The following is a 24107-nucleotide window of genomic DNA, read 5'->3' on the forward strand; positions in this document are numbered from 1 at the left end:
CAACAAGGAGAGGGAGATATCGTTTCGCAATTCCTGCGCTTTTCCCTCTCGTTTCTTGATACTTACCCTGGTAACTATTATCGTGGCCGTGTGTGACGAGAGGTTTCCCTATGAGTGAAGAAGAGCTGTTTAGCCGCAGGCCGATGGGCATGCGGATGGCAATGATCGTGCGTCAGTGGCGTGCTGTCATTGACGATGCCATTCTCGATACCGGTTTAACCCAGTCGAGCTGGACAGTTATGATGCAGCTTCATCAACTTGGGGATAACGTCTCGGTGAGTGAGCTGGCGGAAGTGCAGGGCATTGAACTGCCGCCGCTGATGCGCACTCTGACACAGCTGGAAAAACAGGGTTACCTGTTGCGCACTGTATCGCCTTATGACAAGCGCATCCGGCTTCTGACGCTGACGCCTGAGGGAAAAGCCATATTAAAAAGGCTCACCCAGGTCATTGAGACGCTTCAGACGCGTGTATCGCAAAACATCGCGCCGGAGCATATCGAGATTTTCAGCGCCACGTTGAATCAAATCGCCTGCAATTTGCGGACAATCCGCGAAGAAGATAACAAGATCGAAAAATAATGACCCCTGAACAAAAGTTTGCCCGCTGGGTAAGGGTGAGTATTGCCTCTTTCCTGCTGATGTTTGTCTATTTTGTCGTCGCGGATATCTGGATCCCGCTGACGCCGGATTCCACCGTGATGCGTGTGGTGACACCGGTTTCTCCACGCGTCTCCGGTTACGTGGCGGCAGTTCACGTCCACAACAACAGCCAGGTGAAGAAAGGTGATCTGCTTTTTGAACTGGATGACACGCCGTTTCGCAATAAAGTGGAAGAGGCGCAAATCGCGCTGGAGCAGGCTCGCCTTTCCAACGAACAGCTGGACGCGCAGATCGCCGCCGCGCAGGCCAACCTGAAGACTGCGATCCTGACCGCGCGTAACGACAAAGTCACGTTTGATCGTTATCAGAAGCTGAGCACCCTGCAGAACGTCTCGCAGGCGGATCTGGATAAAGTCCGCACCACCTGGCAGAGCAGCGAACAGTCTGTCAGCTCGATTCAGGCCAACATCCAGAACCTGCGTATCCAGCGCGGCGAGCGGGACGAGCACCGCAATGTGACGCTGCAAAAATATCGTAACGCGCTGGATGACGCAGAATTGAATCTCGGCTGGACGAAGGTCTACGCGCAGGCAGACGGTACGGTGAGTAACCTGCAGTTAAGCCCCGGCTTCTATGCCTCGTCAGGCTCAGCCGCGCTGGCACTGGTGAACAACCAGACCGATATCGTGGCCGATTTCCGTGAAAAAAGTCTGCGTCATACCCATCAGGGCACAGACGCGGCTGTGGTGTTTGACGCTTTTCCGGGGCACGTATTCCGCGCCCACGTGACCAGCAGCGATGCGGGGATCCTGGCGGGCCAGGAGGCTGTTAGCGGCCAACTGTCAGAGCCGGAAACCTCTAACCGCTGGGTACGTGATGCCCAGCGAATGCGTGTTCACGTCACGCTGGATGAATCGTTGCCGAAGTCACTCCCGACAGGCGCGCGCGCGACCGTGCAGCTCTACAACAGCGAAGGCCCGTTTGCCCGCTTCTTCTCCGGGATGCAGATCCACCGGTAAGCCTGCTGCACTATGTCTATTAATACGCTGGCACGGGTATTTACCCCGCACGGTAATATCGTCTACACGGCAAACGATTTTCGTCAGACCCTGCGCATCGTGTTTGCCGGGATGATTGCCCTGAGCATCTCGAGTTTCTACAACACCAGCTACGGCGTGTTTTATGTGGTCTACCCGATCATGCTTCTGTCGCTGGTCCCGGTGTTTAACCGTCACGTGGCGAAGCAGTTTATCTTCAGCGCATCGCTCAACTGCGTTGAAATGGTAATTATCATCGGCTATCTGTCGCAATGGCCGCTCATTATGACGCTGGTGGTGTTTGCCCTGTACGTGATGCGTTTTCGCTTTATGAGCAAGGGGCCGCTGTTCCTCTTCGGTTCGATGGGGGTGGTGTGTCAGAGTGTGATGCTCAATTTTATGAGCTATCCCACGACTAACTGGCACACGTTGTTGTTTTCGAACATTGAAGCGAGCGTCATGGCCGTGAGCCTGAGCGCGTTGATGAACTATCTCCTGCCAGATGTGGAGCCACGCAAGCCACCGCCGTTGATTGAGAAAGATGACGCCCGGGTGCGACACGAGTCGCTGCTTTCTGGCACCGTCGCAACGATGATTTTCGTGGTTTTCCAGATAAGTGATTTGAGTGACTCCCTTTCCGCGCTAATGGCCGGGGTGTTGATTCTGTTCCCGATGCACTATCGCGGCGCGGTGATGAGCTCCATCTGGCGCGTGGCTGGCGTGGTGTTGGGCTGTCTCTATATTCTGGTCGTCCAGCTTATCCTCTACGATCACAGCAGCCATATGCTGCTGATGATGCCACTTATTGGCCTCGGCCTGGCGTTTGGTGCGCGTCTGCATGTGATGGAGAAAGTGGGGGCCGGGGTGGGGTTTTCCAGCATCACCACCATCGGCATTATGTTCGGGCAAAACATGCACACCGACAGCGATCTGGTGTTCAGCGATCTCTATCGCATCACGTCCGTCACCTTTTCGCTGGTGGCGACGCTGACGATGATCTTTCTGGTACACCTGATCCTCAATCGCTTCGAGGCGACGCGCTACGTTATCGCGCCGCCCAAAGAAGATTAGAACCTCAGTACGACGGGGAGCTGAGAGAGTAAAAACAGGATCAGGCCAATCGTCCCGCCCACCAGCGTGCCGTTGACACGGATAAACTGTAAATCCTTGCCGATGTTGAGCTCAATCTGACGGGACATATCTTTGGCATCCCAGCTTTTCACCGTGTCGCTGATATGTCGCGTCAGGAACGCGGCGAAATCCGGTGCGACGCGGTGCGCGGCCTGCTCCAGATGCTCATTCAGCGATGCGCGCAGGCTGGCGTCGTTTGTTAACGTTTCGCCAAACCACAGCCCGGCGTTGGCGATGCGCTGCTTCACACGCGAATCTTCACTTTGCATATCCGCCTTTAGCCACTGGCGCAGGTCAGCCCACATCTCACCCAGATAGCGGTTAAACGCCTCGTCGTTCTTCAGATAGTGTTTGATGTTGTCGGCTTTCGCCGCCATCTCCGGATCGGTTTTCAGGTTGTCGATAAGCTTCAGCGTGGCGCGGTCGAACGCCTGACGGATCTGGTGTGTGCGGTCGTGGCTGATATCATCCAGCAGGGTGTTTACCGCGTTCGATACCATCTCCGCACTCTGATCGCCCAGCCACTCGGTGGGCAGCACCATTGCCTTACGTGGATGCTCGGTCTTCAGCCAGTGGACAATCTGGTCGGCAATAAAGTCCCGTGTGCTTTCCCGCTGAATCAGGGTAATCAGGCGGTTGATGATGGCGTCCAGCAGCACCTGGTGGCGGTTATTTCTGGTCATGCTTTCGAGGATCACGGCGCTGGTTTCGGTGAAATCCACTTTATCAATAGCCTTATGCACCGCGCGCTTGAGCAAACGCTGAATGCGTCCGTCGTCGGTGAGTTCGAGAAAACCGCTCATCACCTGCATCAGATGCAGCCCGACGCGCTGGGCGTTGTCTGGTTTACTGAACCAGGCACCGATCATCTGCGCGGGTTCATAGCGGCGGATCAACGCCACCAGCGACTGGGTATCAAGAAATTTTTCCTGCACGAACTGGCCAAGATTGTCGCCGATCCTGTCCTTATTGCGCGGGATAATTGCCGTATGGCGCGAGATGAAGGGAATGGGCACTCTGCGGAACAGCGCGACAACGGCAAACCAGTCTGCCAGCGCGCCGACCATCGCCGCCTCGGCAATGGCCTTAACGCCGCGCACCCAGAAGGTCTGCGGCAGGAACAGGGTGATGATAAACGCCGCAGTGGCCAGCAGTAGCAGCGACAGCGCCAACAGCTTGGCGCGTTTGAGTTCGGTTATTTTTTCCATGGGGTAAGGATAGAGGGAATTGAACGAAAAATGCAAAGCTGATGTATGGAGAGGATTCCTGGAATGAACAAACTTTTATTATCCAATAAATATATACATTACAATTATTCATCATTAATTTTTCTATGTTTTTTGTGCTTATCTATTCCCGAATGTAAGATTCTGTGATTGATGTAGTAACTTTTGCCCTTTATTAGTCTTAAGGTGAATTAATTTTAATGACGGGAGTGGAATTAATGACATGGGAATATGAGGTTTCTACAGGAATATTAAGTCATAATGGTGGATTTGTTGCTAACTGCTATAGTGGTGCCGGTGAATCAAAAGATAAGCCTGGGTGTGAACGGCAACGAAACAAAGGCCCTATTCCACGAGGTGTTTATTTTATTGCCGGGTGGAATAATCACAAAAGTGCCGAGGCGATTATTCTTGAACCTATAGCGGGGACCAATACTTTTGGTAGGAGTCATTTTCAAATTCATGGTGATAAGAAAGGGCAACCGCCAGGTTCAGCGTCAGCAGGTTGCATTATTATGAATGGACAGGATAAGCGTCATCTGATTTATAATTCGGGTGACACAATACTGGTGGTGAGATGATGAAAAATCTCATCGTCTTTTTCTTCTCGTGTTTTTCGGTAGTGTTATTGGCAAAAGATAACTCTCCTGAGCAGATTATGCAGATGATAAATAACAACGGTGCCAGGAGTGTTGTGGATAATCTGTATTCAAATGATAGTGAAGGGTCGGAATGGTGGAACCATGTAATTCCGGAGATAAGTAAAGGAACCCATGCATGGTTAGTCGTAGCGAGTGCCATCGAACCCGGGGTGGACGCTGGTACCGCTGAAGATTTAAAGGCGGCGCTTTCAGAAGCCATCCCACATAACCCTGAGGGAGTCTTAGCAATCTTAAAAGACGATAAACCGTTGCTCACTATTGAACAAATCTGCTCTTTTGCTAATTTTCCGGAGACAGAAGCAGAGAGTAATAAGCTTTATGTAGATTCAATCAGGGAGATGTTTAAGGTTAACAACCCTAAGGGTAAAAGATGTCTCGCTGTTATGATCGCTACTGTTGAAAACTCAGTTCCATTCGAAAAGGATAATTAAATGGCCATCCCAGGATATATGTCCTTAACGGACGATGCGGGTAATATCATAAAAGGTAGCGTAAAGGTTAAAGACCGTGAAAACCAGATTGAAGTCTTAGGACTCTATCATAACGTAAGTTATAACTCTGATCTTCATAATGGCAGAATGTTGAGTAAACGCCAGCATCGCCCATTTCTTATTGAAAAGGAAATTGATGCTTCCAGTGTTCTGCTATACAAAGCACTGAGTACGGGAGGTACACTCAGGAAAGCGACTATCGACCTTTATCGAATCAACGATGCCGGTCAGGAAGAAATCTATTTCACGATAACGCTGGAAGCGGTGAAGATCGTCACATTGTTTTCATTGATGCATGACGTGAAAGATACTTATCATGAAAAACAGGGGCATCTTGAGCTTGTTTTGCTTCGTTATGAAAAGATTACCTGGCATTACCGTGACGGCAACGTTATTCATACGGATGACTGGGATTATCGGTTAGGGGCTTAAGAAGGGCCTGTGAAAATCCTTTCATAGCAACCGCGACAACACCCACCCACCAAACCCCATCAGCACTACTCCTGCCGCGCGTTCAATCAACCAGAGCGAGCGGCTGAGCTTCTGTTGAACGGCGGGCAACCCCATCAGCGACACCAGTGCCAGATCCCACACCAGCACCACCATCACCATCCAGACGCCGCAGGTCGATTGCTGAAGCAGCGTGACGTCCGGTCCCAGTAGCGCCGTCATCAGTGCCAGATAGAACAACGCATTCTTCGGATTAAGCAGCGCGGAGCCGAGCCCCAAAAAGATCTGCTTACGCAGTGAAGGGAAGCGCTGGTGAGTTTCATTCAGCGCCAGCGCCTGCTGGCCGCTGCGCACCAGATGCGAGCCGATCCACAGCAGGTACAGCGCCCCGCAAAACTCGATAAGCGTAAACAGCCACGTAAACTGGCGCAGCGCGCTCCAGCCGATAATGACCAGTAAGATATACAACCCGTTGCCCGCAGCGATACCGAGGCACAGCCCGGCGCTGCCGCGCAGCCGATAACGCGCCGAGTAACCCACAAGCAGGAAGAAATCCGGGCCCGGGCTTAACAGGGCAACAAAGTGCGCCAGCGCCAGGGCGAGAAAAGCGGAAGGGAAGAACAGTTCCATAGCGACCTCAGAATGCAAAACCGGGTACAGACTACGGAAAGGCAGAACCTATTTATTGTCTGATATTGATCGGCCCGTGGCGTACTGGCGCGGCGTGGCGGCGGTATAGCTCACGAAGGTCTTATGAAAATGGCTCTGGTCGGCAAACCCGCTCTGGTAGCCGACGTCGGCGATATTATCCCCGGCTCGCAGCCGCGCTTTGGCATACTCCACACGGGAGATGTTGAGGAAGCTGCCCGGCGTCAGGCCGGTGTCCTGTCTGAAAGTGCGGATCAGCGTCTCCTTGCGCAGCGAGAATCGTTGGGCAAGTTCGTCGAGGGAAGGCGGTGCGGCAAGGTCGTCAAGAAACGCCTGCTGAACCTGTTGGCTGGTTGAGCGAAGCGACTCTGCATTATCCGCACAACGGGGAAGGGCGGAAAGCAGCGTGCCCAAGGATGCAGGAGACATTGTCTCAACAATATCAAGGTAGTGCTTAAAGAGAGTAGGGTCGCGAATCACCTGAAGCGCCAAAGGAAGCCCGGTGTCGATATAGAGCATGTGGTAGCTGCGCGGCTTTCCGGCGACGGGGTTGCAGCTGTGCGGCACATAAGCCGGGATCACAATCAGGTCCCCGGGCTGGAGGATGTACTCTCTGTCATGGCATATGCAGCTGGTCTGGCCTTCTACTATCGCGCCAATGGAGAGCTGAGGATGACAATGACGTTTGTACGCTTGCGTGCTCTGCCACGTACTGCGCAACTCAAGCCCTGAGGTGCGGTGAAACGTCTGGCGGATGTGTCGGGTATTGGTCATGGGAACTCCTTCTGGACGTTTTTTATACCACGTCAGACTACCGTCTTGCAGCGCTTCATTAAGAAGCTTCCGGATATACCCAACTTGACGTTCATCGTCAGAGCAGAAAGAAGAAGGATATCCAGTTTTTTCATGTTTTATACCTCGCCATCCAATGTCATTTTTCTGACACGTTGATTCTTTACGGTGTTGGCTTCACTCTATGGATGCTAACAATATGAAAAGAAAAATTATTCCTGTGCTTATCGGTTGTGCGCTCTCTTTCTCTGGCCTGGCGGCACAGCCTACCGCTGAGCGATATATCGTCAGCTTCCCTGACGGCTCCCATGTGAAATACAGCGGCGCGTTTGCCGATGCGTTCCCGAACGGGCTCCCAGTGGGTATTGGTTCTGGCCTGCTGTTTACGGGCAAGCAGGGTGATGCACTGACCTTCGTGACGGTTACCGATCGCGGTCCGAATGCGGATGCGCCAAAAATGGGTAAAAACGAAGCCAAAATTTTTGTTACGCCGGATTTCGCGCCGTTGCTGATGACGATCCGTGTGCAAAACGGTAAAGCCGAGGCCATTGATGCTCGCCCTCTGCATGACGAGAAGGGCGAGATTAACGGTCTGCCACTGCAAAGCGGCGTGATTGGCTCCACTAATGAGGTCGCGTTAAGCGACACGTTAAAGACGCTAAAAGGTGACAACCGTGGGCTGGACACGGAAGGCATCACGCCGGACGGAAAAGGGGGTTACTGGCTGTGCGATGAGTATGGTCCGTTCCTGATAAACGTCGACAGCAAAGGGAAAATCCTGGCGATCCACGGGCCGCAGGCGGCGGAAGGGGAAAAATCCATCGCGGGCGGTCTGCCAAACATTATCAAATGGCGTCAACCGAACCGGGGCTTTGAAGGCCTGACCCGTATGCCTGATGGGCGCATTATTGCCGCTGTGCAAAGCACGCTGGATATCGACGGTAAAAGTAAAAAACAGGCGCTGTTTACGCGTCTGGTCAGCTTCGATCCGGCGACCGGGAAAACCGCGATGTACGGTTATCCCATCGACAGCTCCGCCTACAGCAAAAACAGTGATGCCAAAATTGGCGACATTGTGGCGCTCGATGACCAGCACATCCTGCTGATTGAGCAGGGAAGCGATAAAAACGACGGGATGCGTAACCTGATCTACAAGGTGGATCTCAGCAAGGCGAGCGACCTTTCAGCCTTTGACAAGCCGGGCGAGTACCCCGAGTTTGATGATGAGAAGACCCTGGCGCAGCGCGGCATAACCCTTGCGGAGAAAACGCAGGTCGTCGATTTACGTGCCCTCGGCTGGCAGCAGGAGAAGGCCGAAGGGATGGCGCTGATCGACAGCAAAACGCTGGCAATAGCAAACGACAACGACTTTGGCGTGAAAGCGGTAATGCAAAACCCGGTCGAGGGCAAGAAGCTCAAGGATTATCGGGTGAACGCGCAGGGGACGCTGACGCTTGATGACAAGCCGGTTGAAACCACGCTCAGCGTGAAGCCGCTGAAGAAGCCGGAATCTGACAGCGAGCTGTGGATTGTGACGCTGCCGGAGGCGGTGAAATAAGTTTCCCCACAAAATAATGCCTGCACAGACGGCCCCCTCTCCCTTGAGGGAGAGGGCTGGGGTGAGGGGGAACATACCGCTGTGGAGGTTATTCCGTTCACTTTATGTTCCTTGCTATTCTGGAACGGCATGACCTGTGAACGTGCCAGGGTGGCTCAATCGCCACCACCCTGGCGACCCGGGCTCCCGGCGGTAAATCGCCGCTTCGCGGTTCCCTCAGCTTATTCCTTCGGGCTATCGGGTCGGGCATGAGCCTGCATCCCTGCAGGCCACGCCCTCTCGGCGCATCCTTGCGCCTCGCCCCGGCCCTACGGAAACGCTTCGGCGATTTACAGCCGGACCAGGACATCGCTGTAATTTATTCATTTTCCTGATACAAAATTCATCGCTTCAGGTTAATAAATTACAGGGCAGAGGGGATGCATAGCAGTTATTTCTTCAGACCCGCAAACGCCGCCCGAATCTCTTCTTCCGGGAGTTGGATACCAATAAACACCATCACGCTGCGCGGTGATTCCTCTCCCCACGGGCGATCCCAGTCGGCGCTGTACAGGCGCTGCACACCCTGGAACAGCAGGCGGTTCGGCTCGCCGTCAATCCACAGCATCCCTTTGTAACGCAGCAACTTGTCGGCAAACGACAGCAGCAGGTTCTCCATCACGCGGGAGACCTCGCTGATATCCACCGGGTAGTCCAGCTCGACGACAATCGATGACACATCGTTTTGCTTGTCGGCCATAAAGTGAAAACGCGGCTTCGAGGTGACATTCTCTTCCAGCATAAAGCCATTGGTATTGAACAGTTGGGACAGGTCGATATCGCCGTGCGTCACCGTGTAAATTGGGGCACGGGAGTTGATGCGCGTCAGGCGATCGCGCAGTTTTTCACTTTCACCCGCCACGTCGGTTTTGGTCAGCAGAATGCGGTCGGCATAACCCACCTGAGACTGAGCAATGGTGAACTGATTCATCTGTTCGTCGGCGTGGACGGCATCGACAAGTGCAATCACGCCGTCCAGCAGGTAGCGCTGACAGAGGATCTCATGGGAGAAAAAGGTCTGAATAATTGGGCCGGGGTCAGCCATGCCGGTGCATTCAATCACCAGACGGTCGAAATTGATGTCACCACGATCGCGGCTGTCGAGCAGGTCCAGCAGAGCGTCTTCCAGTTCGTTAGAGCGGGTGCAGCAGATGCAGCCGTTGGTCAGGGTTTTGATCTGCGTGGCGCGATCGCCGATCAGCTGATCATCTACCGAAACTTCGCCAAACTCGTTTTCGATAACGGCGATTTTGAAGCCGTGCTGCTCGTTCAGAATATGGCGCAGCAGGGTGGTTTTACCTGCGCCGAGGAAACCGGTCAGCAGGGTGACGGCAATCGGGGTCATGGTGTCTCCTTTAGCAGCAGCGGACGCCGCCTTCTCCACTTCCGCCGTAGCGCGCTTCCTGACGCTCGCGGAAGAATTCGGTGTAGGTCATGTACGGCTTATCCGGATGGTTGGTCTTCATATGCTCAACGTAGTTGTCATAGTCCGGAATGCCAATCAGCATTTTCGCCGCCTGACCAAGGTATTTTTTTGCTTCGCCTAAGTTACCAAACATTGTGGGTTCCAGATAGAAAAGCCCGGCGATGTGAGTCCGCTGGGCTTGTGTTCCCCTCACCCCAACCCTCTCCCAAAGGGAGAGGGGGAGGATTGCGGATTAATGGTGTGAAGAGGTCTTCACGCCGCCTTCCGGCACCGGCACATACGGGGTCTCTTTGTCCGTACGCCCCTCGGCGTTACGCACTTTCAGCCAGGTTTTGATGCCGTAGAAGATGATGCTGTACACCACCACCAGGAACAGAATGCTCAGACCCGCGTTGGTGTAGTTGTTCACCACGATATGGTTCATGTTGGCAATCTGCTGCGTAGTCAGGTCCGCGCCGCCTGCGGCAATCTTCTCTTTGTACTGGTTAGCCATAAAGAAGAAGCCTTCCAGCTGTGGGTTAGCGCTGAACAGTTTCAGGCCAAGCGCCCAGGTGGTGCAGAGCAGCAGCCACAGCGCAGGGACCACGGTAACCCAGATGTATTTGGTGCGTTTCATCTTCACGAGGACAACGGTACCGAGCACCAGAGCAACGGCTGCGAGCATCTGGTTAGAGATACCGAACAGCGGCCACAGGCTCTTCACGCCGCCTAGTGGGTCGACAACGCCCTGATACAGCAGGTAGCCCCACAGGCCAACACAACCTGCCGTGCCCAGCACGCCCGCAACCAGAGAGTCGGTTTTCTTCAGGAACGGCACGAAGTTACCCAGCAGGTCCTGCAGCATGAAGCGGCCTGCACGGGTACCGGCGTCCAGCGCGGTCAGGATGAACAGGGCTTCAAACAGAATACCGAAGTGGTACCAGAAGCCCATGTCTGCCCACGGCAGCACTTTGTGGAACACATGTGCGATACCCACAGCCAGCGTCGGAGCACCACCTGCACGGTTCAGCACGGACGGTTCGCCGATGTCTTTCGCGGTCTGCATGATCTGCTCAGGCGAAATCACGAAGCCCCAGGAGCTGACGGTCGCTGCAGCATGTGCGCTTGCGTCTTTCAACTGCGCCATAATCAGCGCCGCGTTGTCACCACCCATCTCATGCAGGTTTGGCATGGTAATGCCCAGGCCCGCCGGCGGCGTGTTCATCGCGAAGTAGAGACCCGGTTCGATAATGGACGCAGCAACCAGCGCCATGATCGCCACAAAGGATTCCATCAGCATGGCACCGTAGCCGATCAGACGAGCGTCTTTCTCGTTCGCCAGCAGCTTAGGTGTGGTACCTGAAGAGATCAGCGCGTGGAAGCCCGATACAGCACCACACGCAATGGTGATGAACAGGAACGGGAACAGCGCGCCTTTCCACAGTGGGCCAGTACCGTCGATGTACTGCGTCACTGCTGGCATTTTCAGATCCGGGTTAATCACCAGGATACCGATCGCCAGACCGACGATCACGCCGATTTTCAGGAAAGTCGCCAGGTAGTCACGCGGAGCCAGAATCAGCCATACCGGCAGCAGAGCGGAGATAAACGCATAACCGATCAGCGCGAAGGTGATGGTGGTGTCCTTGAAGGTCAGCGCCGGGCCCCAGTACGGGTCGTGCGCAATCACGCCGCCGAAGTAGATGGAGGCAACCAGCAGCACAATACCAATCACCGACACTTCGCCCACGCGTCCAGGGCGCAGGAAGCGCATGTAGATACCCATGAACAGCGCAATCGGCACAGTAGAGCAGACGGTGAAGACACCCCACGGACTCTCAGCCAGGGCTTTCACCACGATCAGGGCCAGCACCGCGAGGATGATGATCATAATCAGGAAACAGCCGAACAGGGCGATAGTCCCCGGCACGCGGCCCATCTCTTCTTTGACCATCTCACCCAGAGAGGCGCCGTTACGACGAGAAGAGATAAACAGCACCATAAAGTCCTGCACGGCACCCGCCAGTACTACACCGGCGAGCAGCCACAGGGTGCCCGGCAGGTAACCCATCTGCGCGGCCAGTACCGGGCCGACCAGCGGGCCAGCGCCAGCGATAGCGGCAAAGTGGTGACCAAACAGCACGTAGCGGTTGGTTGGCACATAGTTCAGGCCGTCATTGTTAATGACCGCCGGAGTGGCACGCGTCGGGTCGAGCTTCATGACCTTCTGCGCGATGTACAAGCTGTAGTAGCGATAAGCAACAAGATAGACGGAAACAGACGCGACCACGATCCACAGGGCGCTTACGTGCTCGCCCCGGCGTAATGCGACAACCGCCAGACAAAAAGCGCCGAGGATCCCGAGTAAGGCCCAGGGCACGTGCTTCAGTAGTTTTTTAGTATCCATAATAGACCTGGTTTTTTATGTAAAGAAAAAAGGGTCAGGGTTCGTTGTGAGGAGGTGTTGATTAATGCTGGTGGGATCTTGCCAGAACGTCGCGTGTGTAAAGGAGGGTAAATGGATGAGTGGTTGAAAGTGCCAGGTGAGCGGTCAAAGGTGGCGGCGAGTGGTTCCGGTTCGCCGCCAGCGGTCAAAATTATGTGATTGAGATCACTTGGTTATGCGCGCTGCTCTCAATTGCCAGGTAGCTTTCCAGGGTTCTGATGAGCTTCTCCTTAAGCCAGCTCGGCTCCAGGATCTGAATGTCTGGCAGCCAGTAGAAAAGCAGCGGCAGGATCTGATTTTCGTGTGCCGCCTGACAGCGCAGCGTGACGCCGCTGTGTTGTTCCTCCAGCAATTCTTGCTTCGGCAGGAGATCACGGCGCAGGAAGTAATGTGAAATATTATTTTTAATAAATATTTTCACTGCGAAAGTATCTTCCGACACCCAGGGGTCGAGGCTTTTTTCCAGTAGCTCGCGGGCATTTTCTTCAGGAGTGAAGGTGGTCGTATGAATATCAAGCCAGCTAATCTGACTCAATGAGAAGGATTTCAGTCTGCCATTTTCGGTGGCTTGTAAATACCATATATTTTTTTTGTTAATGAGTTTATAGGGATTAATCAGGCGGGTTTTACTCTTATAAACGATCTGACAAACATTATGGTTCTTAATCGATTTCTCGATTTTCGCTAAATGAAGACGAATATCGCGTTGTACCGTATGTTCTGCTTCATTCCCAAGGATAAGAATATGGTTTTCGTCAACGCGTGTTTCAAGTTTCTGCCAGAATTCCGCATTTCTTTCAGGGAAAAAGCTATCAGCATTCAGGAAGTTAGCCAGTGAGTGATGTAATCCTTGTCCGCCGGGAGATTGTGAAGAATGGATCAGTCGATATAGCCCATTACCGGTATGTTCAACAATCGGAGAGAGTGCATTTAAATCCCGGTAGACGGTACGCTCGGTAATTTTAAATTTTTCCATTAGCGCACTGCGGTTTACCACACCGTTTAAATGTAGTTCAACCAGAATATCGACCAGACGTTCAGCCGAGCGGCTCCGCGTCGTTTTAGCCATAAGGTGATCCTGTATATTTGTGTATGCGCTGAATGATGCGGATGGCACTGACAACAGATGTCAGTATTCAGGCACAGAAAATTTCTCTTATGGTTATATAACGGCGTGATTTAGTGGAAACCTTAGGGATTTTTGTGGAAAGCGGCGCTGGCCAGAGAAAAAGGCCAGCGCGAGAGGGGTTATACTGCGGCTTCCGTCTCCATCATGACCGGGTGAAAACGGCGTTTGAAGTAGATCAGGCCATGTTCCGCGTCACTCAGAATGATATTTTTAATTTCAACAAGATAAACAAGATGCGTACCGATGGTTTGCACCTGGCTTATCTCGCCTTCAAGGCTGGTCAGCGCGCCTTTCAGCACCGGTTGTGCCAGTGCGCCGTTCTGCCAGCAGGAGAGCGCAAAGCGGTCCTCCATTGCCATACCGGTCATTCCGGCGAAGTGGCGAGCCATTATCTCTTGCTCATGGTTCAGCACGTTAACGCACAGTTTGCCGTTGCCCTGAAATACCGGGTTCATGGCGCTATTGGCGTTGATGCACACCATCAGTGAGGGTGGGGTGTCCGTTACCGAGCAGACGGCGGTGGCGGTGATCCCGCAGCGACCAGCCTCACCCTCAGTGGTGATAACATTCACTGCGGCCGACAGGCTGGCCATCGCATCGCGAAAACGCAGACGTTGTTCTGATTGCATTGTCATCTCCCGCTGCGTTATTTCAGCAGCTTATCCAGCATGTTGATATCGCTGTTGTTGTGCAGGTGCGGCACTGTCCAGCCGTGTTGGTCGTACTCGGACATGCAGCGGTCGACCATTGCCATCATCTTGTCCATGTTGCCGGAACTCTGCGCCTGACGCAGACACTGCAGGCGGATCTCATCCTGGCTACCGGAGTAGTTGATTTCGTATAGCTCGTGACGGCCGCCAAATTCGCTGCCGATGGCGTCCCACATCAGTTTTAAAATTTTGATGCGTTCGACGTGATCCATGCCGTTAGAGCCGCGCACGTACTTCGCCAGATACTGATCAATCTGCGGGTTGTTCAGGTCACGCGCGCTGGACGGCAGGTAGATAAGCCCGCTGGTGACGTTACGCTCGATGATGTTCTTGATCTTCGCATAGGCCATCGGCGCCATAACGCGATAGGTTTGCAGCGCGGCATGATCCGGCAGATATGCACCGTTGACCCACGGCGTAGCTTCAGAGCACATGGAGTCGCTCAGCGCCCAGAACATGTTGCGCCAGGCCACCACTTCCCCCAGGTCTGCCTGTACGCCACGGAATTCCAGCGTGCCGGTACACTCCAGCGATTTTTTCAGCAGGGCGGTGATGAAATCGAGTTTTACCGCCAGACGTACGCAGGCCTGCAGCGGGTACATACGGGCAAAGCCGCCTTCCATTGTCCAGCGACGGCAACGGTCAAAATCGCGGTAGATCAGCACGTTTTCCCACGGGATCAGCACATTGTCCATCACCAGAATCGCATCGTTCTCGTCAAAGCGGCTGGAGAGCGGGTAGTCATACGGGGAGCCGGTTGCGCCAGCCACCATCTCGTAAGAGGCGCGGGAGATCAGCTTCACGCCTTCGGCATCCATGGGGGCGACGAACATCAGTGCGAAATCCGGGTTTTCGCCCATCACCTGCGCGGAGCCGAAGCCAATCATGTTGTAGTGAGTCAGCGCCGAGTTGGTTGCCACCACTTTCGCACCGCTGACGATAATTCCCGCGTCGGTCTCTTTCTCCAGCTTGATGTAGACATCTTTCACTTCATCGGCGGGTTTATGGCGATCGATCGGTGGGTTAACAATTGCGTGGTTGAAGTACAGGCCGGTTTCCTGAATGCGGGTGTACCAGCTACGGGCATTCTGCTCGAACTGACCGTAGAAGGCCGGGTTAGCGCCGAGCGCGCAACCAAATGCCGCTTTGTAATCCGGCGTGCGCCCCATCCAGCCGTAGCTCAGGCGCGACCACTCGGCGATGGCATCACGCTGCTGGCGCAAGTCGTCGGCACTTTTTGCCACCCGGAAGAACTTATGGGTGTAGCCGCCGCTGCCGGTATCGGTTCCCCAGCACAGCGTGTCCTGCATGTCTGGTTTGTGTAGGGCATCGTACATCTGCGCGATGGAGGCTGCCGCATTACGAAATGCCGGGTGGGTGGTGACGTCTTTGACGCGCTCGCCGTAGATATAAATCTCCCGACCGTCCTGCAGGCTTTTTAAATACTCTTCACCGGTTAATGGACGTTTGGCATCAGCGCGGAAATCTTCAGGCTTCATAGGGACCTCGTATCGGAATAGTGTTGTTAAATTTATGTTTTGTTTTTGTTGTTTAATTGAAGCGTGAGAGAGGCGTAACGTGAAGGGACGATTGGGACAACGACGGGTACTTTTCGGGTGGGATTGGATTTTGTGATCTGTGCGGCTTTTAGGCGGGTGGCGCTGCGCTTACCCGCCCTACGGACCGGGATACGTTCAGGAAACCGGTACTTTCTGCGCCCGATACGCGCTTGGCGAACACCCCACTAAGCGGTTAAAAAAGCGGGCAAAATAGGCCGGATCTTTAAACCCCAACTGCCAGGCAATCTCACTGACCGCGCTGTCGGAGAAGAGCAGCAACCGTCTGGCCTCCCGCAGCTGCCGGTCGAAGATCAGCCGTTTCGGCGGGCGGTTGGCGAAGCGGCGACAGATATCGGTCAGGCGGGATTCGGTGAGGTGCAGCTCGCTGGCATATTCCGGCACCGTCCAGTGCTGGTGGTAGTGAGCATCAATCAGCTGGGTAAAGCGCTGGAAGAGTTTGAGCTCGCCGCGCATCCCGCCTGAAGCATGGTCGTCGAGCTTCGCGTTGCGCAGCAGCAGAGTGAACACCGCCTGCGCCAAAAGTGCCAGCGTATGTTCACGTCCGGGCAGCTGTTCCCTGGATTCGCGTTCGATCAGTTGCCAGTAGTGCTTCAGCGCCGCCAGTTCATCCGGTTTGTCGGCCAGGGAGAGGCAGATCCCCGGCAGACCAAACGTTTCGCGTGTGCCGGGGTAGAGTACTTCCAGCAGCGGCCAGATCAGATCCTCACGCACCGTCAGGACATGCCCGTCGCTGTCGGATTCAGTGATAAACGCGTGCGGCACCGACGGCGGTGTAAGGACGAAAAGCGGTGCCTGCACCGAATAGCGGTGATCGTCGAGCTGAAGCTCAATCTGCCCGGTATCAAGAAAGTGCATCTGAAAATACTGGTCGTGACGATGCGCCTGCATGTCGCGGCCAAAAAAGGCCGCCATGCGGGCGAATGACTGGTAGTGCACATCGTCGGTGCCCAGACTTTCGTCGTACTCCTTGCTGATATCAATGTTGGCGATAGGGCTCTGGCACATGGCCGCTCCTCTGCTGATCCCGGTGCGTCATCGGGATGCGTGTTAATACCAGCGCACCGACCACCAACAGACCGGCGACAAACCACAATCCTGAACTGAAGCTTCCGGTCGCATCACGCAGAATGCCGATCAGCAGCGGGCTGACGGCAGATCCCACGTTGCCGATGGCATTGATCACCGCCAGCGCCACTGCGCGTGATTGCAGGCTAATAACCTGATCCGGCGTGGTCCAGAATATCGCCATGGCGGTAAACGATCCGGTTGAGGCCATGATGATGCCAAGCAACTGGATCAGACTGTGATCCGTCGCTGAGGCCAGCATCCATCCCGCCGCGGCGAAGAGATACGGCAGGATGGTGTGCTTTTTTCGCTCTTTCAGCCTGTCGGAGCGGCGGCTCCACCAGATCATCCCGAGGATGGTACAAAACTGCGGGATCGCCGCCAGCAGGCCGATCACGATATTGCTGCTGTGGCTGTTAAAGCTTTGCAGGATCTGTGGCGTCCAGATGTTGATTGCGCTGAGCGTGTTGGTCAGACAGAAATAGGCCAGGGTGTAGAGCAGCACCGCAGGGGTCAATACTTCACGTAGTGTCGAGCGCGGCGTGGCGGAATGCGCAACGGCAAGCTCCTGCTCGCGGGCGATCATGGTTTTGAGTGCCTGCTTTTCGTCATCATCCAGCCAGGTGGCCTGATCCGGCGTATCGTTAAGGAAGAACCAGGTTACCACGCCAAGCACCACGGACGGCAGGCCTTCCAGCAGGAACAGCCACTGCCAGCCTTTCAGGTTCCACAGCCCGTCCATGGCCAGAATGTACCCGGAGAGGATCGAACCGAGCATCATGGTCACCGGCATGGCAATCATAAACAGCGCGTTGGCGCGGGCACGGTGATACGCCGGGAACCACCAGGTTAGATAGACCAGGATCCCCGGCAGGAAGCCGGCTTCGGCAATACCCACCAGCATGCGCAACACATAGAGCGTCTGCGGGCTGGTGGCGAACATGGTGCAGGTCGAGGCGATGCCCCACACCACCATGATCCCGGCGATCCAGCGGCGCGCGCCGATCTTTGCCAGCATGATGTTGCTCGGGATCCCACACAGCACGTAGGTGACGTAAAACAGCGTTGCCGCCAGGCCAAACATGGTGGACGTCAGGCCCAGATCTTTGCCCATCGTCAGCCCGGCAAAGCCAATGTTAATACGGTCGAGAAACGAGAAGACAAACAGGATAAAGAGAAACACGATCAAGCGACGGAACAGTTTGTTAATGACGCGATGTTCAACAGCTTTATTATTTTGCAGGGTAGAGGTCGTCATGGTGCGCTCCAGATCTTACGTTTAGTAGACGGATTTATTGTTATTAACTGACGTAACCGGTTTTTCGATAAATCGCGCTGCCAGGGCTTCGGCGCTGCGGGCGAGCAGGGTGGTATCAACGCCGACGGCGACAAACAATGCGCCGAGTTCGAGATAGCGTTTTGCCAGTGCTTCATTCGCCATCAGGATGCCGGGCGCTTTGCCTGCGTCGCGTATCTGGGCAATGGCCTGTTCGATAGCAGCCTGTACGTCCGGGTGCTGCGGATTACCCGCAAAACCCATGTCTGCGCTGAGATCCGCCGGGCCGATAAACACCCCGTCAACCCCTTCTACATCCAGGATCTGCGGCAGATTTTTTAGCGCCTCGCGGGTTTCAATTTGCACCAGTACGCACATGGCATCGTTCGCCTGTTGCAGGTAATCCGGGATACGGTTCCAGCGTGACGCACGGGCCAGCGCACTGCCCACACCGCGAATACCCGCAGGGGGATAACGGGTAGCGCTTACCGCCAGCCGGGCTTCATCGGCGTTTTGTACCATTGGTACCAGCAGGGTTTGCGCGCCCACGTCGAGCAGTTGTTTGATCTGCACCGGGTCGTTCCACGACGGGCGCACGACCGGCTGGCTGGCGTAAGGCGCAATCGCCTGTAACTGCGTTAAGACGGTTTGCACATTGTTTGGCGCGTGTTCACCGTCGATCAACAGCCAGTCGAAGCCCGCGCCTGCCAGCAGTTCGGCGCTGTAGCTGCTGGTCAGCCCCAGCCATAAACCGATCTGTGGCGTTCCGGCTTTCAGCGCCGTTTTGAATGCGTTTTGCATGGTTGTCTCCTAGACGAAGCGGCAACTGATGGAGCCCATGTTGCCGTAATCGACATGGAAGGTATCGCCCTTGCTGGCGGGCACCGGGCGGGTAAACGAACCGCCGAGGATGATTTGCCCCGGTTCAAGCTGCACGTCGTACGGGGCCAGTTTATTTGCCAGCCATGCCACGCCGTTCGCCGGATGGTTCAGTACCCCTGCGGCGACGCCGGTCTCTTCGATCACGCCGTTACGATAGAGCAGGGCGGAGATCCAACGCAGATCCAGCTCGTCGGGTTTAATCGGGCGACCACCGAGGATCACCCCTGCGTTGGCGGCGTTGTCGGAGATGGTGTCGAACACTTTGCGCGGGCGTTGGGTGTCGGGATCGATGTTGTGGCAGCGGGCGTCGATCAGCTCCAGCGCCGGGATCACGTAGTCCGTGGCGTTGTAGACATCGAAGATCGTGCAGTTCGGGCCGCGTAGCGGTTTGGCCAGCACGAAGGCCAGCTCCACTTCGATGCGCGGAACGATAAAGCGATCGACGGGGATGTCGCTGCCGTCGTGGAAGAACATGTCGTCCAGCAGCGCGCCGTAATCCGGTTCGCTGATCTGCGAGCTGGCCTGCATTGCTTTGGAGGTCAGACCGATCTTATGGCCTTTCAGTACGCGGCCTTCGGCGATTTTCAGGCTGACCCATTCGCGTTGCACGGCGTAGGCGTCGTCGATGGTGATCGTCGGGTAGTCCAGCGAGATCTGGCGGATCTGTTCGCGGGATTGCTCCGCCTGGTGCAGACGATGGGCGATCAGGGTATGGGTGTGTTTATCGAGCATAAAAGACCTCAGCGAAAGAGCGCGTGCACGTTGTTTTGTTTGTAATTGAGCGTCGGGTGAAGCTCGTCGAGCTCAAATGACAGCGCCAGATAGCGAGCCACCATCAGATCTGCGAAATGCGTTTTGATAAGCTCAAACAGCATCTCACCCACGGCCTCACGGCTCTCCAGGCTTCGCCCGGCACCGATTTTCAAGGTCATGTGCACAAAGGCGTAATCATGTTTGCCGTCGGCCATCTGCCAGGTGTCCAGCCAGTGCGCGCGGCTGCGGATACCGCCGAGCGGGAAGATACCCGTGGCGGCCAGCGCCTCGTTCACTTTAGCGAACAATCCCGGCAGGTCGGCCTGCTCGCGGATATTGTCGGTACATTCAGCGATAAAATGCGGCATGGTGGCTCCTTAAGCAGGCAGGGGGAAAACAGCGTTGACCTGGCCGGTACCGGAGCTGGCAAACAGCTCGGTGAGAAACTCCACCTTACCGTCGTAGTTGTCCCAGCCGAGCATCCCCAGCAGCATCACCGTGTCGTGCATGTTGCCCTCGCCGTAGCAGTAGTCGGCGTACTCCGGCAGCATGCTGCAAAACTCTTTGAACTGGCCTTCGCGCCACAGCTTTACCACGCGCTCGTCCATCTGGCGGTCGAACTCGCGGGTGTAGCTGTTCATCCCTTCTTCCGCGCGCTGGTCATCAATAAAACGGTGCGACAGCGACCCGCTGGCCAGCACCGCCACCGTGCCATCGTATTTCTCAATCGCGCTGACGATGGCTTCGCCGAGCTTGCGGCTGTCGGCAAAGTCGTGAACGGTGCAGAACGCCGAAATGGAGATCACTTTGAAGTGCTTGTCGCTATTCATGTAGCGCATCGGCACCAGTGTGCCGTACTCCAGCTTCAGGCTCGGGATGTTGTGCGCTTTGGCACGCACGCCAAGCTTCACCGCTTCGTCGGCGATCAACTGGCCGAGCTCAGGGTTACCGTCGTAGTCGTAGGTCATGTCGCGGATAAAGTGCGGCAGCTCGTTGCTGGTGTAGACCCCGGCAAAATGGTCCGCACAGTTGATGTGGTACGCGCTGTTCACCAGCCAGTGGGTGTCGAAAACGATAATGGTATCGACGCCCAGCTCACGGCAGCGCTTGCTGATCTCTTTGTGTCCGTCGATGGCCGACTGACGGCAGCCGTGGTTTTTCCCCGGCAGCTCAGAAAGGTACATCGACGGAACGTGGGTAATTTTTGCCGCTAACGCTAACTTGCCCATATCAGACTCCCCATTTTGGAATCGGATGGTCGCCCATAGAGATACAGACGTTTTTCATCTCGGCGAACACTTCAAAGCTATACTCGCCGCCTTCGCGCCCGGTGCCGGAGGCCTTAACGCCGCCAAACGGCTGGCGCAGGTCACGCACGTTCTGGGTGTTCACAAACACCATGCCGGCTTCAATGTTGCGCGCCAGGCGCAGCACTTTGCTAACGTCCTGGGTCCAGATGTACGACGCCAGACCGTACTCCACGTCGTTGGCCAGGCGCAGACCTTCCGCTTCGTCTTTAAACGGCAGCAGGCACGCCACCGGCCCGAAGATCTCCTCCTGTGCCACGCGCATGCGGTTATCGACATCCGCCAGCACGGTTGGGCGCAGGAAGTTGCCGCCTCTCAGGTGCGCAGGCAGATCGGTCGGTTTATCCGGCCCGCCCGCCAGCAGGGTCGCGCCTTCTTCAATACCGAGACGGATGTAGCCAGAGACTTTCTCCCAGTGCTGCTGGCTGATCAGCGCGCCGATCTGAGTGTTTGGATCGGTCGGGTCGCTTACGCGCAGGCGGTTGGCGCGTTCGGCGAAGCGTTTGACGAATTCCGGGTAGATGCTCTGCTGAATGAAGATGCGCGAGCCCGCGGTGCAGCGCTCGCCGTTAATGGAGAAGATGGTGAACAGGGCGGCATCCAGCGCGCGCTCAATGTCGGCATCTTCAAAAATCAGCACCGGGGATTTTCCGCCCAACTCCATGGAGTATTTTTTCAGCCCGGCGTTTTTCATGATGTTTCGCCCGGTAGCCGTCCCGCCGGTGAATGACACGGCGCGCACGTCGTGATGACGCACCAGCGCATCGCCTGCGGTGGTACCGTAACCCTGCACTACGTTCAGCACGCCGGCTGGAATACCAGCTTCCAGCGCCAGCTCGCCCAGACGGTCGGCCGTCAGCGGGGAGAGCTCAGACATCTTCAGCACTGCGGTATTGCCCAGCGCCAGGCATGGCGCAACCTTCCAGGTGGCGGTCATAAACGGCACGTTCCACGGCGACACCAGCGCGCAAACGCCCACCGGCTGCACCAGGGTGTAGTTCAGCATCTTGTCGTCGACCGGGTAGGTTTTGCCGTTCATCTGCTGGCACACTTCGGCGAAAAACTCGAAGTTGTGCGAGGCGCGTGGGATCAGCACGTTTTTGGTCTGGTGGATCGGCAGGCCGGTGTCGGCGGTCTCCATGGCAGCGATCTCGGGCACGTTCTGGTCGATCAGATCACCCAGACGACGCATCAGGCGCGCGCGCTCTTTCATCGGCAGGTTAGCCCATTTCGGGAATGCCTCTTTTGCCGCCGCAACGGCCTGGTGTATTTCGGCTTCGCCGCCGGAGGCCACTTCTGCCAGCACCTCGCCAGACGCCGGGTTAGTGGTGTGGAAGTAGTCACTTCCCGCCACGTTTTTGCCGTTGATCCAATGATTTATCTTTTTCATTTTGTCGTCTCCTCACTGACAATTCGGTTCACCAGGCGGCCCACGCCTTCCACTTCCACCACCACTTCGTCACCCGGCACCACGTCGGAAAGCCCTTTCGGCGTGCCGGTGGCAATCATGTCGCCCGGTTGCAGGGTCATAAATTCGCTCAGGTACGCAATCAGGAACGGGATGCTGAAGATCAGGTCTGCCGTGGTCCCTTCCTGGCGTAATTCGCCGTTAACGAAGGTGCGCAGAGCCAGGTTGTGCGGGTCGGGAATGGCCGCTTTCGGCACGATGTTGGGGGAAATCGGGGTCAGCCCGTCGCGGCTTTTGACGCGCAGATTCGGGCGATAGTAGTTTTCGAGATAGTCGCGGATGGCGTAGTCGTTGCACACCGTATAGCCCGCCACGTAGTCCATCGCGTCGGCTTCACTCACCTTACGGGCGGTTTTGCCGATGACCACCACCAGCTCCGCCTCGTAGTGCATGTACTCAACGTTGTCCGGGCGTACCGACGTCTGGTTATCACCGTTAAAGGTGTTCGGGGCTTTGATAAACACCAGCGGCTCGGTGGGCGGTTTGAAGTCCAGTTCGCTGGCGTGGTCGGCGTAGTTCAACCCCAGGGCAAACAGCGTAGCATGTGGGTGCGGGCCGTGTGCGATGGCTACGTCGCGTTCATCCACCACCGGGTTTTCCAGCGGGGGAAAACCTTTCGCCAGAATGCGCACGCGATCGCCGGGCTGCAGGGGGACGCGGGAATGCGGAGTGCCGAGCAGAATGGCATCACCGGGATTGAGGGTGGCGAATTCGCTCAGGGCGCTGAGCAGTTCGGCGGCATTGCGCTGCAAATCGGCCGTGTTCCAGTGGTCAGCTTCGCGGCCGTTGATTTCGGTGATGATGGCCAGGTTATCGACGTTATCAACGGCGACAAGCTCACCCAGCGGACAAAAACCGTCACGGCATTTGGCTTTGATCGCCGGGCGATAAAAACTCTCTTCCGGCAGGCTCACTTCATTGGCTAACGCATATCCCGCGATGTATGCCGCCGCGTCTTCCACGCGCACCTTACTGGCAGTTTTACCCACGACCAGCGCCACCGTCGCACCACTTAACACCGTTTCCCCTTGTGGGAACGGAATGGGCTCGCCTGCACGGATCACGGTGTTATGCGGTTTGATAAACCACACCGCCGTTTTTGGCGGCGTGGTGTAGGGGGCTTTTTCAAACGCGTCGCGCCAGGCATCACGCTGGCTTTGATGGTTCAATGCGACGGCAAAAACAGTACCTTTCATTGACTACTCCTCACCCTGAAAGTCCGGATTGTGATTTCGTTAATATATTAATGATCTGGTTTTATGCTTTTGCTGTTCGTTTCGCAATCAGAAGTGAAAAATTTGTGATATGAATAACAATAAATTTACATATAAATAATTAAGTATTTATTTATCATGTGGTTAATAAAATAAGGTTGTTTCTGTTAGACTTTTTGACGTAAAACGAGTTGTTTATAAAAACATCTTTTGTGTAATTGTTTACTTGTTAATGA

General features: G+C 55.4%; 23 protein-coding genes and 1 pseudogene. 7 read left to right on the plus strand and 17 right to left on the minus strand.

The features are described from left to right. Positions 1-110 precede the first annotated feature (110 nt). The 3 genes and pseudogenes from HED65_RS15280 to HED65_RS15290 all read left to right on the plus strand — a co-directional run bounded on the left by HED65_RS15280 (position 111) and on the right by HED65_RS15290 (position 2710). Positions 111-581 (plus strand): MarR family winged helix-turn-helix transcriptional regulator, encoded by a 471-nt coding sequence (locus tag HED65_RS15280; RefSeq protein ID WP_114979201.1) that lies wholly within the window; start codon positions 111-113, stop codon positions 579-581. After that, positions 578-1644: pseudogene (locus HED65_RS15285) on the plus strand (HlyD family secretion protein). Before HED65_RS15280 ends, HED65_RS15285 begins: the two are co-directional and overlap by 4 nt. Next, on the plus strand, positions 1634-2710 hold the full coding sequence (locus tag HED65_RS15290) for a DUF2955 domain-containing protein (RefSeq protein ID WP_114979202.1): 1077 nt from the start codon (positions 1634-1636) through the stop codon (positions 2708-2710). The pseudogene HED65_RS15285 and the gene HED65_RS15290 overlap by 11 nt, the downstream one beginning before the upstream one ends. Here HED65_RS15290 and HED65_RS15295 read toward each other — a convergent pair. Then, positions 2707-3978 (minus strand): DUF445 domain-containing protein, encoded by a 1272-nt coding sequence (locus HED65_RS15295; protein ID WP_114979273.1) that lies wholly within the window; start codon positions 3976-3978, stop codon positions 2707-2709. The two genes, HED65_RS15290 and HED65_RS15295, sit on opposite strands and share 4 nt — an antisense overlap. Before the next feature lie 236 nt (positions 3979-4214). Here HED65_RS15295 and HED65_RS15300 point away from each other — a divergent pair, with 236 nt between their 5' ends. From HED65_RS15300 to tssD, 3 genes are read left to right on the plus strand one after another with little or no spacing between them, the layout of a single operon-like run. Continuing rightward, positions 4215-4577 (plus strand): tlde1 domain-containing protein, encoded by a 363-nt coding sequence (locus HED65_RS15300; protein ID WP_114979274.1) that lies wholly within the window; start codon positions 4215-4217, stop codon positions 4575-4577. Then, positions 4574-5089, plus strand: coding sequence for a hypothetical protein (locus HED65_RS15305; protein ID WP_223256827.1), 516 nt, complete (start codon positions 4574-4576; stop codon positions 5087-5089). The genes HED65_RS15300 and HED65_RS15305 overlap by 4 nt, the downstream gene beginning before the upstream one ends. Then, complete coding sequence (gene tssD / locus HED65_RS15310; RefSeq protein ID WP_114979203.1) at positions 5090-5581, plus strand: type VI secretion system tube protein TssD; 492 nt, start codon at positions 5090-5092, stop codon at positions 5579-5581. 21 nt (positions 5582-5602) lie between these two features. On the opposite strand, the gene HED65_RS15315 is transcribed toward tssD, so the two are convergent. Together HED65_RS15315 and HED65_RS15320 are read right to left on the minus strand one after the other, a co-directional pair. Then, complete coding sequence (locus HED65_RS15315; protein WP_114979204.1) at positions 5603-6229, minus strand: LysE family translocator; 627 nt, start codon at positions 6227-6229, stop codon at positions 5603-5605. A 48-nt stretch (positions 6230-6277) separates the two neighbouring features. Beyond that, complete coding sequence (locus HED65_RS15320) at positions 6278-7021, minus strand: AraC family transcriptional regulator (RefSeq protein ID WP_114979205.1); 744 nt, start codon at positions 7019-7021, stop codon at positions 6278-6280. 217 nt (positions 7022-7238) lie between these two features. Between HED65_RS15320 and HED65_RS15325 the strand changes: the two genes are divergently transcribed. Then, the gene (locus tag HED65_RS15325) at positions 7239-8597 is read left to right on the plus strand and encodes an esterase-like activity of phytase family protein (RefSeq protein WP_147279802.1); all 1359 of its coding nucleotides are present in this window, start codon (positions 7239-7241) and stop codon (positions 8595-8597) included. 430 nt (positions 8598-9027) lie between these two features. Here the strand turns inward: HED65_RS15325 and yjiA are convergent, their stop codons facing one another. The 14 genes from yjiA to hpaG all read right to left on the minus strand — a co-directional run bounded on the left by yjiA (position 9028) and on the right by hpaG (position 23853). After that, positions 9028-9981: a GTPase gene (gene yjiA / locus HED65_RS15330; protein WP_114979208.1), complete on the minus strand. Its 954-nt coding sequence runs from the start codon at positions 9979-9981 to the stop codon at positions 9028-9030. Between the two features lie 10 nt (positions 9982-9991). After that, the gene (locus HED65_RS15335; protein WP_003856610.1) at positions 9992-10195 is read right to left on the minus strand and encodes a YbdD/YjiX family protein; all 204 of its coding nucleotides are present in this window, start codon (positions 10193-10195) and stop codon (positions 9992-9994) included. A gap of 99 nt (positions 10196-10294) precedes the next feature. Beyond that, positions 10295-12448, minus strand: coding sequence for a carbon starvation CstA family protein (locus HED65_RS15340; RefSeq protein WP_114979209.1), 2154 nt, complete (start codon positions 12446-12448; stop codon positions 10295-10297). Between the two features lie 190 nt (positions 12449-12638). Further along, positions 12639-13556 (minus strand): helix-turn-helix transcriptional regulator, encoded by a 918-nt coding sequence (locus HED65_RS15345; protein WP_114979210.1) that lies wholly within the window; start codon positions 13554-13556, stop codon positions 12639-12641. Between the two features lie 179 nt (positions 13557-13735). Further along, on the minus strand, positions 13736-14245 hold the full coding sequence (locus HED65_RS15350) for a 4-hydroxyphenylacetate 3-monooxygenase reductase subunit (RefSeq protein WP_114979211.1): 510 nt from the start codon (positions 14243-14245) through the stop codon (positions 13736-13738). Positions 14246-14262: 17 nt separating this feature from the next. Further along, entirely contained in the window at positions 14263-15825 is a 1563-nt protein-coding gene (gene hpaB, locus HED65_RS15355) for a 4-hydroxyphenylacetate 3-monooxygenase, oxygenase component (RefSeq protein ID WP_059354709.1), read from the minus strand. A 195-nt stretch (positions 15826-16020) separates the two neighbouring features. Next, positions 16021-16911, minus strand: a complete 891-nt coding sequence (gene hpaA, locus HED65_RS15360) for a 4-hydroxyphenylacetate catabolism regulatory protein HpaA (RefSeq protein WP_114979212.1) — start codon at positions 16909-16911, stop codon at positions 16021-16023. Next, a complete protein-coding gene (gene hpaX, locus HED65_RS15365; protein WP_114979213.1) occupies positions 16883-18229 on the minus strand; it encodes a 4-hydroxyphenylacetate permease in 1347 nt (448 codons plus the stop codon). The genes hpaA and hpaX overlap by 29 nt, the downstream gene beginning before the upstream one ends. Before the next feature lie 21 nt (positions 18230-18250). Beyond that, positions 18251-19048 carry a 4-hydroxy-2-oxoheptanedioate aldolase gene (gene hpaI, locus HED65_RS15370; RefSeq protein ID WP_114979214.1) on the minus strand — a complete coding sequence of 266 codons (798 nt, stop codon included), beginning with the start codon at positions 19046-19048 and terminating at the stop codon, positions 18251-18253. 9 nt (positions 19049-19057) lie between these two features. After that, on the minus strand, positions 19058-19861 hold the full coding sequence (gene hpaH / locus HED65_RS15375; protein ID WP_028016557.1) for a 2-oxo-hept-4-ene-1,7-dioate hydratase: 804 nt from the start codon (positions 19859-19861) through the stop codon (positions 19058-19060). Between the two features lie 8 nt (positions 19862-19869). Next, complete coding sequence (locus tag HED65_RS15380; RefSeq protein ID WP_114979215.1) at positions 19870-20250, minus strand: 5-carboxymethyl-2-hydroxymuconate Delta-isomerase; 381 nt, start codon at positions 20248-20250, stop codon at positions 19870-19872. Between the two features lie 9 nt (positions 20251-20259). Beyond that, positions 20260-21111, minus strand: a complete 852-nt coding sequence (gene hpaD, locus HED65_RS15385) for a 3,4-dihydroxyphenylacetate 2,3-dioxygenase (protein ID WP_114979216.1) — start codon at positions 21109-21111, stop codon at positions 20260-20262. Position 21112: 1 nt separating this feature from the next. Then, positions 21113-22579: a 5-carboxymethyl-2-hydroxymuconate semialdehyde dehydrogenase gene (gene hpaE / locus HED65_RS15390; protein ID WP_114979217.1), complete on the minus strand. Its 1467-nt coding sequence runs from the start codon at positions 22577-22579 to the stop codon at positions 21113-21115. Then, positions 22576-23853: a 4-hydroxyphenylacetate degradation bifunctional isomerase/decarboxylase gene (gene hpaG / locus HED65_RS15395; RefSeq protein WP_114979218.1), complete on the minus strand. Its 1278-nt coding sequence runs from the start codon at positions 23851-23853 to the stop codon at positions 22576-22578. The genes hpaE and hpaG overlap by 4 nt, the downstream gene beginning before the upstream one ends. Positions 23854-24107 lie beyond the last annotated feature (254 nt).

This window comes from Pantoea sp. LS15, from assembly GCF_012241585.1.
Lineage (GTDB): Bacteria > Pseudomonadota > Gammaproteobacteria > Enterobacterales > Enterobacteriaceae > Enterobacter.

Excerpts from the sequence above, each read along its gene's own strand:
- HED65_RS15280 (WP_114979201.1), top strand. The coding sequence starts at position 111 with ATGAGTGAAGAAGAGCTGTTTAGCCGCAGGCCGATGGGCATGCGGATG.
- HED65_RS15290 (WP_114979202.1), top strand. The coding sequence starts at position 1,634 with ATGTCTATTAATACGCTGGCACGGGTATTTACCCCGCACGGTAATATC.
- HED65_RS15295 (WP_114979273.1), bottom strand. The coding sequence starts at position 3,978 with ATGGAAAAAATAACCGAACTCAAACGCGCCAAGCTGTTGGCGCTGTCG.
- HED65_RS15300 (WP_114979274.1), top strand. The coding sequence starts at position 4,215 with ATGACATGGGAATATGAGGTTTCTACAGGAATATTAAGTCATAATGGT.
- HED65_RS15305 (WP_223256827.1), top strand. The coding sequence starts at position 4,574 with ATGATGAAAAATCTCATCGTCTTTTTCTTCTCGTGTTTTTCGGTAGTG.
- tssD (WP_114979203.1), top strand. The coding sequence starts at position 5,090 with ATGGCCATCCCAGGATATATGTCCTTAACGGACGATGCGGGTAATATC.
- HED65_RS15315 (WP_114979204.1), bottom strand. The coding sequence starts at position 6,229 with ATGGAACTGTTCTTCCCTTCCGCTTTTCTCGCCCTGGCGCTGGCGCAC.
- HED65_RS15320 (WP_114979205.1), bottom strand. The coding sequence starts at position 7,021 with ATGACCAATACCCGACACATCCGCCAGACGTTTCACCGCACCTCAGGG.
- HED65_RS15325 (WP_147279802.1), top strand. The coding sequence starts at position 7,239 with ATGAAAAGAAAAATTATTCCTGTGCTTATCGGTTGTGCGCTCTCTTTC.
- yjiA (WP_114979208.1), bottom strand. The coding sequence starts at position 9,981 with ATGACCCCGATTGCCGTCACCCTGCTGACCGGTTTCCTCGGCGCAGGT.
- HED65_RS15335 (WP_003856610.1), bottom strand. The coding sequence starts at position 10,195 with ATGTTTGGTAACTTAGGCGAAGCAAAAAAATACCTTGGTCAGGCGGCG.
- HED65_RS15340 (WP_114979209.1), bottom strand. The coding sequence starts at position 12,448 with ATGGATACTAAAAAACTACTGAAGCACGTGCCCTGGGCCTTACTCGGG.
- HED65_RS15345 (WP_114979210.1), bottom strand. The coding sequence starts at position 13,556 with ATGGCTAAAACGACGCGGAGCCGCTCGGCTGAACGTCTGGTCGATATT.
- HED65_RS15350 (WP_114979211.1), bottom strand. The coding sequence starts at position 14,245 with ATGCAATCAGAACAACGTCTGCGTTTTCGCGATGCGATGGCCAGCCTG.
- hpaB (WP_059354709.1), bottom strand. The coding sequence starts at position 15,825 with ATGAAGCCTGAAGATTTCCGCGCTGATGCCAAACGTCCATTAACCGGT.
- hpaA (WP_114979212.1), bottom strand. The coding sequence starts at position 16,911 with ATGTGCCAGAGCCCTATCGCCAACATTGATATCAGCAAGGAGTACGAC.
- hpaX (WP_114979213.1), bottom strand. The coding sequence starts at position 18,229 with ATGACGACCTCTACCCTGCAAAATAATAAAGCTGTTGAACATCGCGTC.
- hpaI (WP_114979214.1), bottom strand. The coding sequence starts at position 19,048 with ATGCAAAACGCATTCAAAACGGCGCTGAAAGCCGGAACGCCACAGATC.
- hpaH (WP_028016557.1), bottom strand. The coding sequence starts at position 19,861 with ATGCTCGATAAACACACCCATACCCTGATCGCCCATCGTCTGCACCAG.
- HED65_RS15380 (WP_114979215.1), bottom strand. The coding sequence starts at position 20,250 with ATGCCGCATTTTATCGCTGAATGTACCGACAATATCCGCGAGCAGGCC.
- hpaD (WP_114979216.1), bottom strand. The coding sequence starts at position 21,111 with ATGGGCAAGTTAGCGTTAGCGGCAAAAATTACCCACGTTCCGTCGATG.
- hpaE (WP_114979217.1), bottom strand. The coding sequence starts at position 22,579 with ATGAAAAAGATAAATCATTGGATCAACGGCAAAAACGTGGCGGGAAGT.
- hpaG (WP_114979218.1), bottom strand. The coding sequence starts at position 23,853 with ATGAAAGGTACTGTTTTTGCCGTCGCATTGAACCATCAAAGCCAGCGT.